Below are 16,764 nucleotides of genomic sequence, written 5' to 3' on the forward strand. Positions count from 1 at the left end.
GTGACAATCCTTTGTAGTGATTATTTTCGGCTATATTAAAAGCTTAAGGTTTTTCAGCAGCCGGGCTAGCGTTATCTTTACCGTGCGGAATGAGCCATTTGGCAAACCACCCTGATACATCATCCATAAAAGTATAAACCACCGGAATCACTACCAAGCTCAATAAAGTAGAGGTTACCAGCCCGCCCAATACCGCCGCGGCCATCGGACGTCTAAAGGTGGGATCCGCCTCCCCCCAACCAAAGACCAGCGGCAACATGCCAGCACCCATCGCAATAGTGGTCATAATAATCGGACGGGCACGTTTACGACAAGCATCCAAAATAGCTTCAAAACGCACCAGTCCGCGGCGCTGCGCAATCAAGGCATAATCCACCAGCAAAATAGAGTTCTTGGTGGCAATTCCCATCAGCATAATAAAGCCAATCATCGACGGCATCGACAAGCTACTGTTCGTAATGACTAGCCCAACAAACGCCCCACCTATCGATAATGGCAGCGCCATAAGAATGGTAAAGGGCTGTAATATACGACCAAATAATAGAATAAGAACGCCTAAAATACAGATAATACCAACCGACATCGCAATGACAAAGCCGCTAAACAGCTCGGCCATATTCTCCGCTTGTCCTTGTTCAATCAGGGTAATAGAAGTCGGTAGCTGCTGCATGCTAGGCACCGCTTTGACCGCTTGAACCAGCTCGCCAAGCTCGCCTTCGGCAGGCTGCACGGTAATGGTGATTGAGCGCTCACGGTCCAATCGATTAATCTGCGCAGGACCAGTAGCAAAATTCAGCTCTGCCACTTCGCCCACACGCACCCCTTGTCCTGCTGGACGCGCGCTAGGCACATATAAGCCTTCTAATTGATTGACGTTTTGTTTAGCGACATCAGGTACTCTTACCACGATGGGAACTTGGCGGGTATCAAGATTGAGCTTTGATAAACGCTGCTCGTAATCACCGACTGTCGCTATTCGTAGGGTGTCGGCAACATCTTGGGTCGTCACGCCTTTATCCGCCATCGCCAGACGGTCAGGAGTCACGGTCAATTCTTGACGGGGTAAGCTGCGATCACTGGTAACCGAACCTGCGATGGATAGACTTCGAATATCGGCCATCACTTGTTGCACGGTCTGCTCAAGTACTTGCGGATTGGTACTGGTCAATGAAAAGCTATAGCCGGTCTCACCGCCACTAGATAACCCTACGGTAAAGCGAGCGCTAGGGACTTCAGACAACAGCGCACTGATTTTTTGCTCAATCTCTTTTTTGGAGTGGCGCTCGGCGCGCGGAGCAAGGACAATATCCAGACTGGCAATATTCTCCGCCCCACTATTACTACCTGAGTTAGGTCCCATGGCCTCTTGTGCTTCACCTACGGCGGTAAACACATGGGTGACGCCTGGCAAGTCTAATATACGCTGGCGTGCCAGCGCCGCTATACGCTCAGTTTCTTGTAGCTCAACCTCTGGCGTCAGCTCGATACCTACTCGGGTTTGATCGATATCATTATCAGGGATAAATGAGGTTGGCAAAAACTTGACCAGTCCAAGCGATGCCACAAATAAAACGATAGTAGCGCCTATAGTTATCCAGCGATGATGCAGCGTCCACGACACTATTTTTAGATACCAAGTCATCAGCGCGCTTTGCTTTTCAACTTGCCGCTTCTCTGGACGCAGCACATAGGCGGCCATCATAGGCGTGACCAAACGGGCTACCATTAGCGAGACAAAAATCGACATCGCTGCCGTCCAGCCAAATTGGCGGAAGAACTGGCCAACGATACCGCCCATAAATGCTGTTGGTAAAAATACCGCTATCAAGGTAAAGGTCGTCGCAACCACGGCTAGCCCGATCTCTTCTGCCGCCTCCATCGCTGCTTCATAAGGGGTTTTACCCATGCGTAGGTGGCGAATGATATTTTCAACCTCAACGATAGCATCATCAACCAGCACCCCGATGACCAACGATAAAGCCAATAAAGAAATGATATTAAGACTAAAACCGAATAAATACATTCCTAAGAATGTCGGTATCACCGATAAAGGTAGGGCCACGGCCGCAACGATAGTAGCGCGAATGTTTCGTAGGAATAAAAACACCACGATAACTGCCAAAATACCGCCTTCAATCAACATGCGTAGCGATGCTTTATAATCCTCCGCTATCGGCGTCGCTCGATCATAGGCTTTTTCGATAGTGATATTACCCATATCGGCACTTAATTGTGCCAAGGCGGCATCCGTGCGCTCCATCACCTCAACTTCACTAGCGCCGCGTGAGCGCGTGATATTAAAGGCGACAACCGGTTTCCCATCTAGCTTAGCCATAGAAGTGGGATCCGCAGCGCCATCCGTCACTTGCGCCATCCGTCCAAGTGCTTGGGTGCCACCTGTAGGCACCGCGATCTGCAAGTCATTAAGCTCACGGGCACGCTCTACTGCACCCAATACTCGAATAGTTTGGGTAGTATTACCAACTTCAGCTTCACCACCTGAAGTATCTTGCTGAATACCGGCGAGCTGCTGTGATAACTGCACAATAGAGAGCTGCAAACCACTTAATAAAATGGGGTCAGCAGCAACGATAATTTCACGTTCAAGGCCACCGATACGGCTGATTGAGCCTACCCCTTGAATATCGGATAAGCGCTTGGTAATGGTGTCATCAACGAACCATGATAGATCTTCAACGCTCATATTGTCCGCGCTGACGGAGTAAGTTACTACTGGAAAACCTGCGGTTGACACCTTAGTAATAATAGGATCGTTGGCCGCAGCAGGTAGGTCGCCACGAACCTCCCCAACCGCTGAGCGCACATCGTCAACCGCCTCTTGAATGTCCTTTTCTAGGACAAATTCAGTCACCATAGTGGCGGCGCCCGTTTGTAAGGTCGTGCGTATATGCTTGATACCTTCTATACTGGTCAGCCTATTTTCAATCTTTTTGGCGACATCATTTTCAAGCTGTGAGGGTGCCGCTCCCGGCAGCGTAACCGTGACCACTACCGCAGGCAAATCGATGTCCGGAAACTGCTGCACCTTCATTTGCATAAAGCCATAGATACCGCCCAAAGTGAGCAATACAAATAGCAAAATGGCGACTAAAGGGTTTTTGATCGAATAAGTAGAGACGTTCAGATTCATGAAGTAGCCTGCACAGTTGGATTGTTAGCTACCTTATCAGTTACTTTGCCAGCTACGTTATTAGCAGTATCAACCACCCGTACCAAGTCGCCATCATTTAAAAAACTACCGCCTTGTTTTACTAAGCGACTGTCTGCTGGTAACGGCTCTAGCACTGCGACACTATCGCCGATGCGCTCGCCTAACGTCACCCGTTGCTGCAAGATGCGACCCATAGTTTGACCATCTCGGCTATTAATATTGGTGACCAGCATCACATAATCATAGCCATCGTTACTGACGATAGCGCTATTAGGTACGGTTTGTAGGTTTTCACTACCCAGTAAGAATTCACCCGTCCGATACATACCCGCTCGTGCACCCGAATCAGCAGCCAAACTAGCATAAATAGTAATCTGCCGATTATTATCCGCTGTCGGGGCAATACGGCGTACCTCACCCATAACGAAGCGCTCTTGTGGCAAGCTCACTCTAACTGGCGTACCGATATTAATCTCCCCTACCAGCTTGGGATCAATATCCGCCCGCCACTCCAAAATGCCATTTTTGATAATGGTAAATAGAGGCTCTCCACCAGATACCATGCCTACTTCAGCCATCTTATCACTAATAATACCACTGACCGGAGCGACAACTTTAGCATTATTAAGGGTTAATTGTTGATTGCTCAAACGTGCTTTAGCTGCTTGGAGAGCGGTTTCAGCACGAATCTCTGAGGTTCGGTATCTATCTGCTTCTTGTTTACTAATAGCATCAATATCAAGTAGCGGTAGCACCCGTGCGGCATCCGCACTGGCATTAGCAAGCGTTGCTTCAGCTTCGGCTACATCGGCTTGGGCTTGCACCACTTGCTGCTCCATAGCATCGGTATCAAATATCGCTAATACTTGACCCGCCTTGACCCTCGCCCCTTCTTCTACTAACACCTGCTCAATGGCAACCCCATTGACCTTTGGACTGACATTAGCGATATCTTTGGCACTAATGGTGCCATCTGCGCTTAAAGTATTGCCAATATTATCTTGACTGGGCAGCACGGTTTCGACCGATAATACGGCTTGTTCGGTAGTGATACCATCAGCACCCACACGGCTCTGAGCTTCACTGGTAGCGAAATTTTGACTGTCCATAGGGTCATCGTTAGCATCACTGCCCCAATATCTACCGAGCAGTACCCCAACGACCAGCACCGCTATCAATACCGGTATTAGCCATGGCGGCATTTTAGAGGCTGGCTTATATGCCGATGCATCAACCGCATCAGTTTGACGGTATGGTGGCAGCTCAGATTCAACTGGCCGATTGTTGTCTTCAACATCGCTCATGATAACTCTCTGTCAATACAGGCAATTGTAAGAATGGTATATAGATATAGTTAACGATATATAATTTGCAAAAAAACAGGCTAGCGTCACGATAAATCGGCATTGTTTATTATTGCAATGGTCGATAAATTTATTGAGGATAGCATATATTAAGTCATCATCTTATTCTTATATATACTGTTTTGGGTTGATAATTTTAACATGCACTAAAAATATATCAGCATGAAAATATCCAAAATAAATGCTATAAGACTGATAAGCGATGAATATCATTGATAAATCAATTAAGCTGCATAGAGCTATTATCAGTTTTGAAGTAATCAAAGGCAGCAAAAGCGGATTGGCTGAATAATAGAGGGGCAACTATGGCGCAGGTAAAAAGTACAATGTTTTTCATCGAACATCCTTGTATAAAGTTTTAATAGGAAAGCCTGACTCTTTAAAGAGTATGTGCATTAGTGAATTAAAAGCACAAAAGTCAGTCTTATTAAGACCACTAAGATTCCAACATCCTGTCAAAATCTATCTTAATACTAGACAATTATTTTTATAAGTTGCCATTTTGACCTGAGGATATCAACGCCGATTACCGAACACATGAGTCAGAGATTATTAACAAATATATTAAAAAATTAACTTTAGCGTTACTTAACCCTGTATTTCATACCAGATACCCGTCTGCTAACTCCCATTTATAACTTCATTAATAAATCAACGACATCACTTTATCAATAATCTCTAAAACACAGTGCGTATCAGTGCTATATTAATAAAGTAAGATCAGATGATCACATTCTGAAAGCAAAAATCATTTAACTTGTAGACCAAGGAGTTCATCATGGCTAATAAAGAGAAAGTAAAAGCGCTCAAAAGTGATATCAAAGACACTAAAAAAGAGATTAAAAAGCAAGAACAGAAACTTAAAGATCTTAAAAAAGATCTGAAAAAAGCAAAAAAAGAGAAACCCGAGAAAAAAGCTAAGAATAAGAAGAAAGATAAATAACATTTTTCATTAAAAAAGAAGGATAGCTAATGCTATCCTTCTTTTTATTTATACTCTAACTTAACACAAGCCGGCTGAGATAATTACGACTAGCACTTACCCTCAATATTGCTTAAGCATATCAAGCATTGGTATAACGGCTGGCCTCCGGCATCCAGCGATGAATCAGCTGGCTGACATCAGCCTTACGTGTAGGGTCTGATATTAAATGCTTAGCTAAACGCTGCGCGATGGCAAATAACTGCTCATCTCTGATTAAATCAGCTAGATAATAGCCGACATTACCTGTTTGGCGCTTGCCTAACAGCTCACCAGGTCCACGCAGCTCTAAGTCTTTTTGTGCAATCACAAAGCCATCAGTACTATCCCGCAGTACATTTAAACGTTCGGTGCCAGTCTCAGATAATGGCTTTTGGTATAGCAATACACAAAAGCTCTTAGTCGAACCACGTCCCACTCGTCCACGCAGCTGATGCAACTGCGAGAGCCCCAAACGTTCAGCATTTTCAATCACCATTAGTGAAGCATTAGGCACATCAACGCCGACCTCTATCACGGTGGTCGCTATCAATAACTCAAGGTTGCCCGCCTTAAACTCTTGCATGATAGCTTGCTTATCAGCAGATTTCATTTTGCCGTGCACGAGGCCAATACGGATATCCAAACGCTCGTTTAAATCCTCAAAGGTCGCTTCGGCTGCTTGTGCATCGAGTACACTGGACTCCTCTACTAGTGAGCATACCCAATATGCTTGCCGTCCTGCTGCGCAATTAATGGCAATGCGCTCAATCACTTCGTCCCGCCGATTACGATCAATGGTGACGGTAGTAATCGGCGTGCGTCCAGGCGGCAATTCATCGATAATGGAAGTATCCATATCGCCGTAGACACTCATCGCCAGCGTACGCGGTATCGGGGTTGCAGTCATAATCAGCTGATGCGGGGTGCTACCTGCCACACCTTTGTTAGTTAAGGCCATACGCTGCTCGACCCCAAAACGGTGCTGCTCATCAATAATGACCAGACCCAATTTAGCAAACTGCACTTGCTCTTGGAATAACGCATGAGTGCCAACTACGATTTGTACCGTATTTTCGCTCACCGCTGCTAACGCTTCACGGCGCTGCTTGGCGGTTTGTTTACCTGCCAGCCAGCCCACGCTAACTCCTAACGGCTCAAACCACTGCTTAAAATTGAGCAGGTGCTGTTCAGCTAATATTTCAGTAGGCGCCATGACTGCCACCTGCCAGCCACTATCAAGCGCGTAGCCTGCTGCGCCGGCGGCGACCAAGGTTTTGCCAGCGCCCACATCACCTTGTACCAACCTAAGCATCGGAATGGAAGTCGCCATATCGGCGGTGATATCTCGCATAACCCGCTTTTGTGCGCCAGTTAAGTTGAAGGGTAACGCTCCAAATAACTGCTCTGTCAGCAGGCTTTGGGTCGCACATTTTGGTGCTTTAAATTGGTGTAATTGTTGCCGGCGATATAACAGGCTAAGTTGATGAGCGGTTAATTCTTCAATAATTAAACGCTGACAAGCAGCATGAGTACGAGCGCTTAGCTGATTCAATAGCTTATATTGCTGTCCAGCATCGGTATAAGTAGGCGGGGTGTGCAATAACACCAAGGCCTCAAATATAGTCAAGTTATAGACATTATTATTGGCAATAACATAACTGTTTGCAGGTTCCTGCGCTGCTACAGAAGGGTTAGCAAATAGATGATTACTAGCTGGCACCTTCCGCTCTAATGTCGAAAAGATATCTTCAGGGTCCGTATCTTGCACACTTGCGGTTTTGGAAGGCTCAAAAGGCACTAATGGTAAGTCAGCTACCACCCCAAAGTCGTCCGCCGTAAATAAAGTCATGGGGAGACCTTGACTACGAACGGTTTGCAGCGCCAGCTTAATCAAGGTGCGCAGCTTATTTTGGTGCAGACCTTTTACACTAGGATAAATGGGCTGCAAGCCTGTATTGGTCAGCGCCGCTCCCTCAGTAATCACTTGATATTCAGGATGATGCATCTGTTTGCCGTAGCGGCTGACTTTAACTTCCCCAAACAGTTGTAGCTGGGCTCCTAAACTCATGGTTTGTGCCAAACCACGATAAACCTTAAAAAACCTTAGCGAGAGCGTGCCGGTACTATCCTCTACGATTACCGTCATGCCGCTACGTTTATTATCAACGTGTACCACCCGCCCCGTAATCAGTGCCGCTTGCCCATGACTCACCTCAGCTATATCAATCAGGCGACTGCGATCTTCATAATCACGTGGCAAATGCAATAATAAATCAAAGATTCGACTGATTCCTAGCTGCGCCAGCTGTTCAGCAATTTTTGATCCCACTCCAGCAAGAGCGGTCACCGGCATATCTAGCGCGGCAACTGGCTCATTATTAATGGGATAAGATGATAACTGATCGGCCGAGACGGGCATGGAGATATCCTAACGCAATTACTTTTAAATTTTGAATTCAGCTTTAGTAATGATACGGCTATAGCTTTTATATGCAAAAACCATAATAATCAACAAGCTAACTGTATATCAGCTGCCTTTATTATAACTGACAACGAGTTATGAGCTGTCAATAATTATGCTAAGCTATTTTACTTAAGATAAAATGTTCAGCTCTTTTACTAACATAGTGTTTATTATAGGGTTTTTATGCTTGCCTCTCTAAGTTTTTATAAAATAAAATTACCAGCCTGTAGCATATTACGAGCAAGCATTACTGCAACCCTAGCACTGGTGCTCAGCGCTTGTACTAGCCTTATGCCCGCAGATTCGACAGCGCCAGTTATAGATCAGCCGAATGTAGCGTTGGTACTTGGCGGCGGCGGTGCTAAAGGCTTTGCCCATGTTGGGGTCATAAAAGCACTGGAAGAAAACGGTATTACCCCGACGTTGGTGGTTGGAACCAGTGTTGGTAGCTTGGTCGGCAGCCTCTATGCTAGCGGCTATAGCGCAGCGCAGTTAGAGAACCTAGCTTTGACTACCCCTGATAGCGAGCTTATGGACTTCACCTTATCCAATCAAGGCTTCGTTGAAGGCATCAAGCTTAGAAACTTTATTAATGCTAAAGTTGGCGAGCGCTCCATAGAGGATTTCCCCATTGGTTTTGCAGCCGTAGCCGCTGAGAAACAAACCCTTAAAAAAACAGTATTTACTCAAGGTAATGCCGGCTTAGCCGTACAAGCTTCTTGCAGCGTTCCCAATATTTTTATTGCACCGCGCATCCCTGAAAAGGTAGGCAAAAAGTATATCGATGGCGGCGTGGTCAGCTTAGTACCTGTCGATAGCGCCCATGATTTGGGCGCAGATATCGTTATTGCTGTCGATGTGACTGATGCTAATGCTGACAAATCCAGCTTTAATCTGGCTTCGATAACTTCATTAACTAGCTTTTGGGGTTTACTCGAGAGTCGTTTTGCCAGCAGTAGCAATAGTAATGCTACCAGCAGTCCTACTTCCACAATCAGTGAACGCCAGCGCGCCGATATTGTTATCACCCCAAGTACTGGTCAAATCAGCTCTTTAGATACTAGCCAGCGCCGTCAGCTTATGACAGCAGGCGAGCAAGCGACCACACTACAAATTAACGCTATCAAGCAACTGATCGCCAACAAAACTCAGAGCCTCTATCCACAGTAGCTATGCAAGGTCGTTGTGCAAAGTGATTGGTTTCTTTTGTATTTATCTCATACCCTCTGTTAAAAATAGGGATAGAAAGCCTGAGCATAAAAAAACACTAGCATGCGTAATGCTAGTGTTCTTTATAATTACCGGCAGCGCCTGACCCTTTTTCAATGCCGCGCTCACAACCAACGAATGACTTCCACCCTATGTCAGCATGCGGCCCAGCAATGTACCCGGACCCGCGCCTGTGCTTGCGCCTGGCCAAACAGCTGCGCCTGTATGGTACAACCCTTCGATCGGTGTCGTGCCATCAGAATAGCCCAAAACTGGGCGGAAAATCGCGTTTTGTGACAGATGATGACTGCCGCAGACCTGATCACCACCCACTAGGTTTGGATTGTCGGCCTCCAGATCACGCGGGGACACACAGCGCATGCCAAGGATCCGGTCGCGCAGGCCGGGCGCGTGACGTTCGACGATATCCAGCACACGCTCGGCAAAGGGGGCCAGTGCTGTGTCCCAATCGGTTGCGTTGATCTGTCCGGCGCCGTCGCCTTTAATCTCGCCGGGCACCATCCGCACTTGCAGCCAAAGCGTGTGTTTGCCTGCAGGGGCGCGGCTTGGGTCAATCGCTGTGGGCTGCCCCACGACGATCATCGGTTCTGTCGGCAAAAGCCCGGCCAGTGGTTGTTGATAGGCCAGCGCCATGGCATCGAGTGTTGGGGCGATTGTGACATAGGCATAATTGCGCAGTTCCGATCCGGCGCGCCAGTCGGGCAAATCGGACAGGGCCAGGTGGATCATCACCGTGCCGGGTGCGTGCCTAAAGGTGTCAAGTCCAGAATCGTAGTCGGCATTGCCGGTAGTGTCAGTCAGACGCGCCAGTGCCTTTGGCGCAACATTAGCGATGATTGCCTTGTTTGCACTAATCCGCCTACCATCAGCGGTTTCGACAGCCTGGGCCTTACCATTCTCATGAAAGATGCGCGTCACTTCAGTGTCACACTCCACCGACCCGCCTTGCGCCTCGATCTCGGCAACCATAGCGCGGATGATGGTATCCGCCCCACCCTTACCCAGCGACAAACCGCCGGCCTGATCGCCGAACGCTTCGAGATAGGGAAAGATCGCACCGCTTGCAACGTCGGGCGCATAGTCTACATGCATGCCCCAAGGTGCCAGTGCGGCGCGGATCTTTTCGCTCTCAAACGTACGGCCCAGCCAGTCGCGCGGCGAGGACAGCATAAAGCGGATCAAATCAAACGTGCCGTCCAAGCCTTGCTGACGCAGCGCTTTGAACCCAAGGCCGCTCAACGCAGTCCATTTCATCGGACTGGACATCAAGCCGCCAATGATTGCCGCACGTGATGCAAAGCTGTCGGTTAGAGATTGCCACGTTTTGGCATCTCGTTCAGAAAATGCCGCGATGCGAGAGACGTTGGCTGCGGTATCGGTGCCGACACCAAACCAGGTTCCATCATCATATACCGAAGCAAAGCAGTTTTCTGCAGTCACAAACTCTGCGCCTTGACGTTCCAAAGCCGAGCCGAAATCCGCGTAGAATGCTGAATTCTTAAAGTTCGAAACGTTCATCGCGGCCCAGTCATGCTTAAACCCCGGTTCGGTCAATTCCTGCGTCTTAACCGCGCCGCCGGGCGTCGAGGCGCACTCTAAAACACGAACGGACCAGCCCGCCCTTAACAGGTAAAGCGCACAAACCAGGCTATTATGTCCCGATCCGATAATAATCGCATCTTGGTCATCATTGCTCATAAAACTGCTCCTTTATTTTCTTGCTCTGGTAGCTGGCAAATACCTGTGATTGGGTCGCACTTTACCATGATATAAAACGCTTCAATTTGGCTAACTCGTTGGATTAATGCTGGAACAAATACATTTATCAAAAAAATATTAGGGTCTGTTGAACATTCAATGACAGATAGCGTTAGTGCTTTGCTATTAAATATCACAAGCGATTACCTTAGCGGTAAACAAGCCCACCATCAATGATGGGTGCTTGCCCTGTCATATAATCCGAACCCAGACCCGCCAGAAAGGAAACAAAGAACGCCACATAATCTGGTGTATGCGTTCTACCTAATTGCAATTTATTTAAGGCTTAGCTTTATTTTACGCGTGCCCGATATTTAACCATTACCGTATCATTCAAGCCTATACCTTCGATATCCCAGCGTACTGCTTGATAGTATTTCAAAGGAATTTCTTGCATTTGATTATCTACTCTACCACGCAGGGGCATACGAGCAAACTTCTCACCATCAGCACTACCATAAGGGAATTCAGGAGAGACCACCCGCAGCAGCTCTACTTGCTCAGGAATAGTCAAAGTGACGGTCATTTTGCGCACACGATCAGCATTAGTATTAGTAAACAACCCTTGATACTCTATGACATTGCCTGGCTGCAAACGAGTCGCCGCTGTTACCGGTATTAATGACTCTTTTCCGTTGCCGTCTACACTAACTAAAGAAGCAGTAATCTTGGTGTTGATCGCTTGCGCAGTGGAGTTATTACCAGTCGTAGTTGCCGGTTGAACAGCCGCTGGATTATCGAGCTCAGGATACGGCGTCGGTAGCATAGCCGAAGCTTGGGTCACTGCCATTGCACCAATAAGGGTGCCAGCTACGACATGAAACAGACGATGACCACTCCAAGCACTGAAAGGACTGGCTAGATGATTGCTTTTTTTCATGATGTTCATTATTCCTTGTTGATACGTCAATAAAACGGCGCTAAGTGAATGACTTTTTAAAACTTGGGCGGTAGCCGACTATAATTTCATCGTTTTAGATCGCACCATAAAGCCTTATGGCACTATATATCAAAACCGCTAGTTATCAAAATATCAAAACGGCTACTTATTAAGCTTACAGTTAAAAACCAAGTCATGAACACGCCCTAATGACTTAGCTTTCAATAATTCTCATATGGATAATATTATTTTAAGATTTTTATATTAAAACTTGCTCTCAAGCAATAGTGCTTAGCATAGCAAAAACGTTTTGTAGGTACACTAACCCCTTGTTGATGTTGTGTATAAAAGCATATGGCTTTCGCTAAAATAAAAGATAGCTCATAACGATGTTTTTTGCTATGGTAATTCTTTGGCGACAAGCTTTTTTGTCACTCCTCTTTTAACGTTCCGACTACTATTTATTATTGCTCCTACTATGACTACTAGCGCTATGCCACAGATTAATCCTGAATACGTTCATTGGTTCCGTAACTCTGCCCCTTACATTAACACGCATCGCGGTAAAACCTTTGTGATTATGTTCGGCGGTGAGGCGGTCAAGCACCCTAACTTCAGTACGCTCATCCATGACTTTGCTCTATTACATAGTTTGGGGATTAATCTGGTTTTGGTGCATGGTGCCCGCCCACAGATTGACAAGAACTTAGCCGAAGTCGGCATAACCTCGCCACTACATCAAGATATTCGGGTTACTCCGCGTGAAGCTATGCCCGCTATTTTGCAAGCAGTAGGCGCTATCCGCTTACAGATCGAAGCTCAGCTATCAATGGGACTATCCAACTCGCCTATGTATGGCTCACGCATTGATGCGGTTTCGGGTAACTTTGTCACCGCTCGTCCGTATGGGGTGCGTGATGGGGTTGATTATCAAATGACTGGCGAGGTACGTTCGATAGATACGGATGCCATCAATAATAACTTACTACACCATCATATTGTTATCTTAGGCTCAATGGGTTATTCGGCCACCGGTGAGGTGTTTAACTTATTGGGCGAGGATGTTGCGCTTAGTGCTGCAGTGGCCCTTGGTGCCGATAAGCTTATCTTCTTAGGTGAAGAGGCCGATATCAAAGATGGGGCACGTACGCTACGTGAGATGATTCCCAATGAAGTCGATCGTTTCTTACGTGATCGCGATCTAAGTAGTGAGATGAATTACTTCTTACACTGCGCTAGCGAAGCCTGCCGAAAAGGCGTACATCGCACTCATATTATCTCTTATGCCAAAGATGGTGCTTTATTAGAGGAGCTATTTACTCGTGATGGTTCTGGCACTTTGATTAGCCACGACCCTTATGAAGAGATTCGTCATGCCAATATTGATGATGTGGTCGGACTTATTGAGCTGCTTTCTCCGCTTGAAGAACAAGGTATCTTGGTCGCCCGTTCACGTGAACGTTTAGAGCAAGAGGTCGATAATTATAGCGTCATCGAGCGTGACGGGATGATTCTAGGCTGCGCTGCGCTGTATCCTTTAGATGCCGATTCAGCAGAGGTCGCTTGTGTAGCCGTCCATCCTGATTACCGTAATGGTAGCCGCGGGGCCGATTTGCTCGCCTTTTTAGAGCAACAAGCGCGCAGTCATGGCTTGCATAAGTTATTTGTATTGACTACCCGTACCGCCCATTGGTTCGTTGAGCAAGGCTTTGCCGAGGTTGATGCTAGCGCCTTACCGGAGCCACGCCGTGAGAAGTATCATAATGGTCGTAACTCTAAGGTTTTCCAAAAAACCCTGTAGACTCTTACCTTATAGATTGTTATAGCTGAGATTTAGCTTTCGTAAAAATAGATTTTATAAAATATAGACACAAAAAACCCCTCATCTGCCATAGCACATGAGGGGTTTTCTTTAGCAGCTATAATATAGCTAAAACACTTCAAAAGCAGCACATTATAAAAACGTGTAAGCTTTATTTAGAATCGATTATACCTGCCCATTTTAGTCTTAGCTTATAAAACTAATTATTTTACTTCTAACAATTCAACGGTAAAGATCAAAGTACTGTTAGGCTCGATACCTTCAACACCGACTTCACCATAAGCGATATCCGATGGGATATACAGCTCATACTTAGCGCCTTCTTGCATCAACTGTAGACCTTCTGTCCAGCCAGCAATAACTTGATTCAATGGGAACTCGATAGGCTCACCACGCTCATAAGAGCTATCAAATATAGTACCATCGATAAGCTTACCTTCGTAGTTAACTACTACGACATCGGTAGCTTTAGGTGATTTACCGGTACCAGGTGTTAGAACCTTATATTGCAAACCAGAATCTGTTACTTTTACGCCTTCTTTTTTAGCGTTTTCTGCTAGAAATGCTTCGCCTTCTGCTTTGTTTTCTTCAGCAGCGCTTTGCATATCGGCTACGAACTTCTCTTCTTGCTCTTTTTGATACGCCATAAGCACTTCTTCCATTTGCTCTTGAGTCAAAGCGGAGTCTTTGCCTTCATAGCCATCACGGAAACCTTGTTCAAAAGTATCAAGATCTAAGTCCTGTACCGCTTCTTTATTACCTTCAGCCATCATATAACCTAGGCTGTAACCTACTTTTTCGTTAGCAGAGCTTTGCTCAGTAATAGAAACGCTCTGCGCTGCAGCTTCTTGGTTACCATTATTAGTACTACAGCCAGTTGCCAACAATACGGCACCAGCTAGTACACTGACAGACAAGGTAGTGATTTTTTTCATAAAATACTCTCAAGTAATAAAAATAGGGGCGAGATGTCACTTATTAGCCATGATAACAAATCTTAGTTTTGGGCACCACGGTCACAACAAATATTAACTTATCTTTGTATAACCTTTGTTAATATCAGTAGTAAGAATAACAAGTTATCACACAACTCTATTATGTAGTTAATGTTTTCGCCTTTAACCTTATCATTATATCAGCTAAGCTGAATCAGTTAGGCAGGTAAGTAATACAACGTAATTTATTATCACAAAATGTTAAATAGTAGCAAGGAAGCTAAAGAAACCTTATTCTACTATTATTAATAAAAAGGCTTAATCAAAAATATTTTTATATCATGTGTGGCTAGTTTAATAAGAGCATTTGCTCGGATAGCTCTTGCATATGGTAATTAAAGGAGGACAAGATGAACCCAACATTTACATCTTTTAATGGTTATCTTGGTGGGCCGATTGGCTCCATCATTGGTGCCATATTGATTTTCATTATTGGTTGGTTAGTAGCCCTTGGTATTGCTGCGCTAGTTCGCGGCGTGCTGGCAAAAGTAAATGTTAATCAGCGTATGAATACCTCAACAGGTAAAACCTACGACATAGAAGGTATTGTCTCTAAAATTGTTTTTTGGTTTATCTTTATCATCGCTATTTCAATGGCGCTTGATCAGCTTAATCTAAACTCGATTTCAACGCCCTTTGCCAATATGGTTGGTCAAGTATTATCATTCATTCCAAATCTCATTGCCGCTATTGCAGTGGGTGTTCTTGGTTGGGTTATTGCTACTGTGGCCCGTACTGCCATCAATACCGCCCTATCCAAAACTACCATGGATGAGCGTTTAAGCGCCCATGCTGGCGTAAAGCCCATGAGCAATACTATTGCTGATATGGTTTATTGGTTTATCCTTCTTATTGTACTTACTATGGTATTAGGTCAGTTAGAGCTTGATGGTTTATTTGCACCATTGACTAATATGGTTGATAAAATATTCAGCTTTATTCCAAACATCCTTATCGCTGGGGTGGTATTTGTAGTAGGTTATATCATTGCCAAGGTGGTCCGCGGCATCGTAACCAACTTAGTTTCAACCTTTAATGTGCAAGAGCTGGCTACAAGAGCAGGTATTAGCGAACAAAACAGCTTACCTAATATTGCAGGTTCTCTAGCATTTTTAGTAGTCATTATTCCAACCACTATTGCCGCTTTAAATGCGCTAAAAATTGAAGTTATTGCGCGTCCTGCGACCAATATGCTCAATAAGATAATGGAAGCATTGCCGAATATCTTTATGGCAGTAGCAATCCTAGTAGTGACTTATTACGTCGTACGTATGGTTGCTAACATTATCAAGGGCCTAATCGAAAATACTGAAATTAATCAATTACCTGCTAAAGTTGGTCTACAAGAGACTATGGGTGATAAAAAGATTTCTGACTTAGTCGGTTATGCCATCATCTTCTTTGCGATGTTATTTGCCTCTATTGCCGCCGCTGATCTGCTTGGTTTCGAGCCTATTTCAGCCATCATTACTATGTTTATTGGTTTTGGTGCTAACATTATTCTTGGCGCAGTTATCCTATTCATCGGTTTTTGGCTTGCCAATATCGTGGCTGGGGTGGTTGAGCGCTCTGAACAAGGTTCAAAATTCTTAGCCAATATCGTACGTGTCCTAATCATGGGCTTAGTACTGGCTATGGGTCTAAAAGCGATGGGTATTGCTGACTCTATCGTTAACTTAGCATTTGGTCTAACCCTAGGTGCGGTTGCTGTAGCTTTCGCCCTGTCATTTGGTTTGGGCGGCAAAGAAGCTGCTGCTCGTGTTCTTCGTAGAATGCAAGATAAGATAGATGAAGAGCGTAATGAAGCAAAAGCAAAGTCTACTGTTAAACCTAAGATGACTACTCAAGAAAAAGTAGCCGATGCTGTACGAGAATCAACTCCTAGTGCTGCTACCAAGACTACTCCTAGTGTGGTTAGTAATGATTTAAGCACGGATACTGTCGATACCAGTAAGCTAAGTAGCGACCATGTTGATATCACTCATGTCGATACCGATGGCAATAACACTGATACCTCTTCTGACCTATCCTCTCCTAATAACTTGGATAGTGATGAGAATAAGTAAGTAGTATTTTAGTTTGCTAATAAAAAAGACAGCTTAGGCTGTCTTTTTT

General features: G+C 45.4%; 10 protein-coding genes. 4 read left to right on the forward strand and 6 right to left on the reverse strand.

What is annotated here, in order from left to right; all coding sequences use genetic code 11:
* Nucleotides 1-43: 43 nt before the first annotated feature.
* Both JMX18_RS09445 and JMX18_RS09450 read right to left on the reverse strand, forming a co-directional pair.
* On the reverse strand, nt 44-3,151 hold the full coding sequence (locus JMX18_RS09445; RefSeq protein WP_201587187.1) for an efflux RND transporter permease subunit: 3,108 nt from the start codon (nt 3,149-3,151) through the stop codon (nt 44-46).
* The gene (locus JMX18_RS09450; RefSeq protein WP_201587189.1) at nt 3,148-4,476 is read right to left on the reverse strand and encodes an efflux RND transporter periplasmic adaptor subunit; all 1,329 of its coding nucleotides are present in this window, start codon (nt 4,474-4,476) and stop codon (nt 3,148-3,150) included. Before JMX18_RS09450 ends, JMX18_RS09445 begins: the two co-directional genes overlap by 4 nt.
* 838 nt (nt 4,477-5,314) lie before the next feature.
* Between JMX18_RS09450 and JMX18_RS09460 the strand changes: the two genes are divergently transcribed.
* On the forward strand, nt 5,315-5,479 hold the full coding sequence (locus tag JMX18_RS09460) for a hypothetical protein (protein ID WP_201587191.1): 165 nt from the start codon (nt 5,315-5,317) through the stop codon (nt 5,477-5,479).
* A gap of 121 nt (nt 5,480-5,600) precedes the next feature.
* Here JMX18_RS09460 and recG read toward each other — a convergent pair whose 3' ends face one another.
* Nucleotides 5,601-7,919: an ATP-dependent DNA helicase RecG gene (gene recG, locus JMX18_RS09465; RefSeq protein ID WP_201587193.1), complete on the reverse strand. Its 2,319-nt coding sequence runs from the start codon at nt 7,917-7,919 to the stop codon at nt 5,601-5,603.
* Between the two features lie 336 nt (nt 7,920-8,255).
* On the opposite strand from recG, the gene JMX18_RS09470 reads away from it, so the two are divergent.
* On the forward strand, nt 8,256-9,134 hold the full coding sequence (locus JMX18_RS09470) for a patatin-like phospholipase family protein (RefSeq protein WP_227674622.1): 879 nt from the start codon (nt 8,256-8,258) through the stop codon (nt 9,132-9,134).
* Between the two features lie 189 nt (nt 9,135-9,323).
* Here the strand turns inward: JMX18_RS09470 and JMX18_RS09475 are convergent, their stop codons facing one another.
* Together JMX18_RS09475 and JMX18_RS09480 are read right to left on the reverse strand one after the other, a co-directional pair.
* Nucleotides 9,324-10,892: a phytoene desaturase family protein gene (locus JMX18_RS09475; RefSeq protein ID WP_201587197.1), complete on the reverse strand. Its 1,569-nt coding sequence runs from the start codon at nt 10,890-10,892 to the stop codon at nt 9,324-9,326.
* A gap of 352 nt (nt 10,893-11,244) precedes the next feature.
* Nucleotides 11,245-11,832, reverse strand: a complete 588-nt coding sequence (locus JMX18_RS09480; RefSeq protein ID WP_201587199.1) for a hypothetical protein — start codon at nt 11,830-11,832, stop codon at nt 11,245-11,247.
* Nucleotides 11,833-12,310: 478 nt separating this feature from the next.
* On the opposite strand from JMX18_RS09480, the gene argA reads away from it, so the two are divergent.
* Nucleotides 12,311-13,633 carry an amino-acid N-acetyltransferase gene (gene argA / locus JMX18_RS09485; protein WP_201587200.1) on the forward strand — a complete coding sequence of 441 codons (1,323 nt, stop codon included), beginning with the start codon at nt 12,311-12,313 and terminating at the stop codon, nt 13,631-13,633.
* Between the two features lie 224 nt (nt 13,634-13,857).
* Here the strand turns inward: argA and JMX18_RS09490 are convergent, their stop codons facing one another.
* Nucleotides 13,858-14,589 carry an FKBP-type peptidyl-prolyl cis-trans isomerase gene (locus JMX18_RS09490; RefSeq protein ID WP_201587201.1) on the reverse strand — a complete coding sequence of 244 codons (732 nt, stop codon included), beginning with the start codon at nt 14,587-14,589 and terminating at the stop codon, nt 13,858-13,860.
* Nucleotides 14,590-14,999: 410 nt separating this feature from the next.
* Here JMX18_RS09490 and JMX18_RS09495 point away from each other — a divergent pair, with 410 nt between their 5' ends.
* The gene (locus tag JMX18_RS09495; RefSeq protein WP_201587202.1) at nt 15,000-16,715 is read left to right on the forward strand and encodes a mechanosensitive ion channel; all 1,716 of its coding nucleotides are present in this window, start codon (nt 15,000-15,002) and stop codon (nt 16,713-16,715) included.
* Nucleotides 16,716-16,764 lie beyond the last annotated feature (49 nt).

The sequence above is a fragment of the Psychrobacter jeotgali genome, assembly GCF_904846315.1.
GTDB classification, from domain to species: Bacteria; Pseudomonadota; Gammaproteobacteria; order Pseudomonadales; family Moraxellaceae; genus Psychrobacter; species Psychrobacter jeotgali.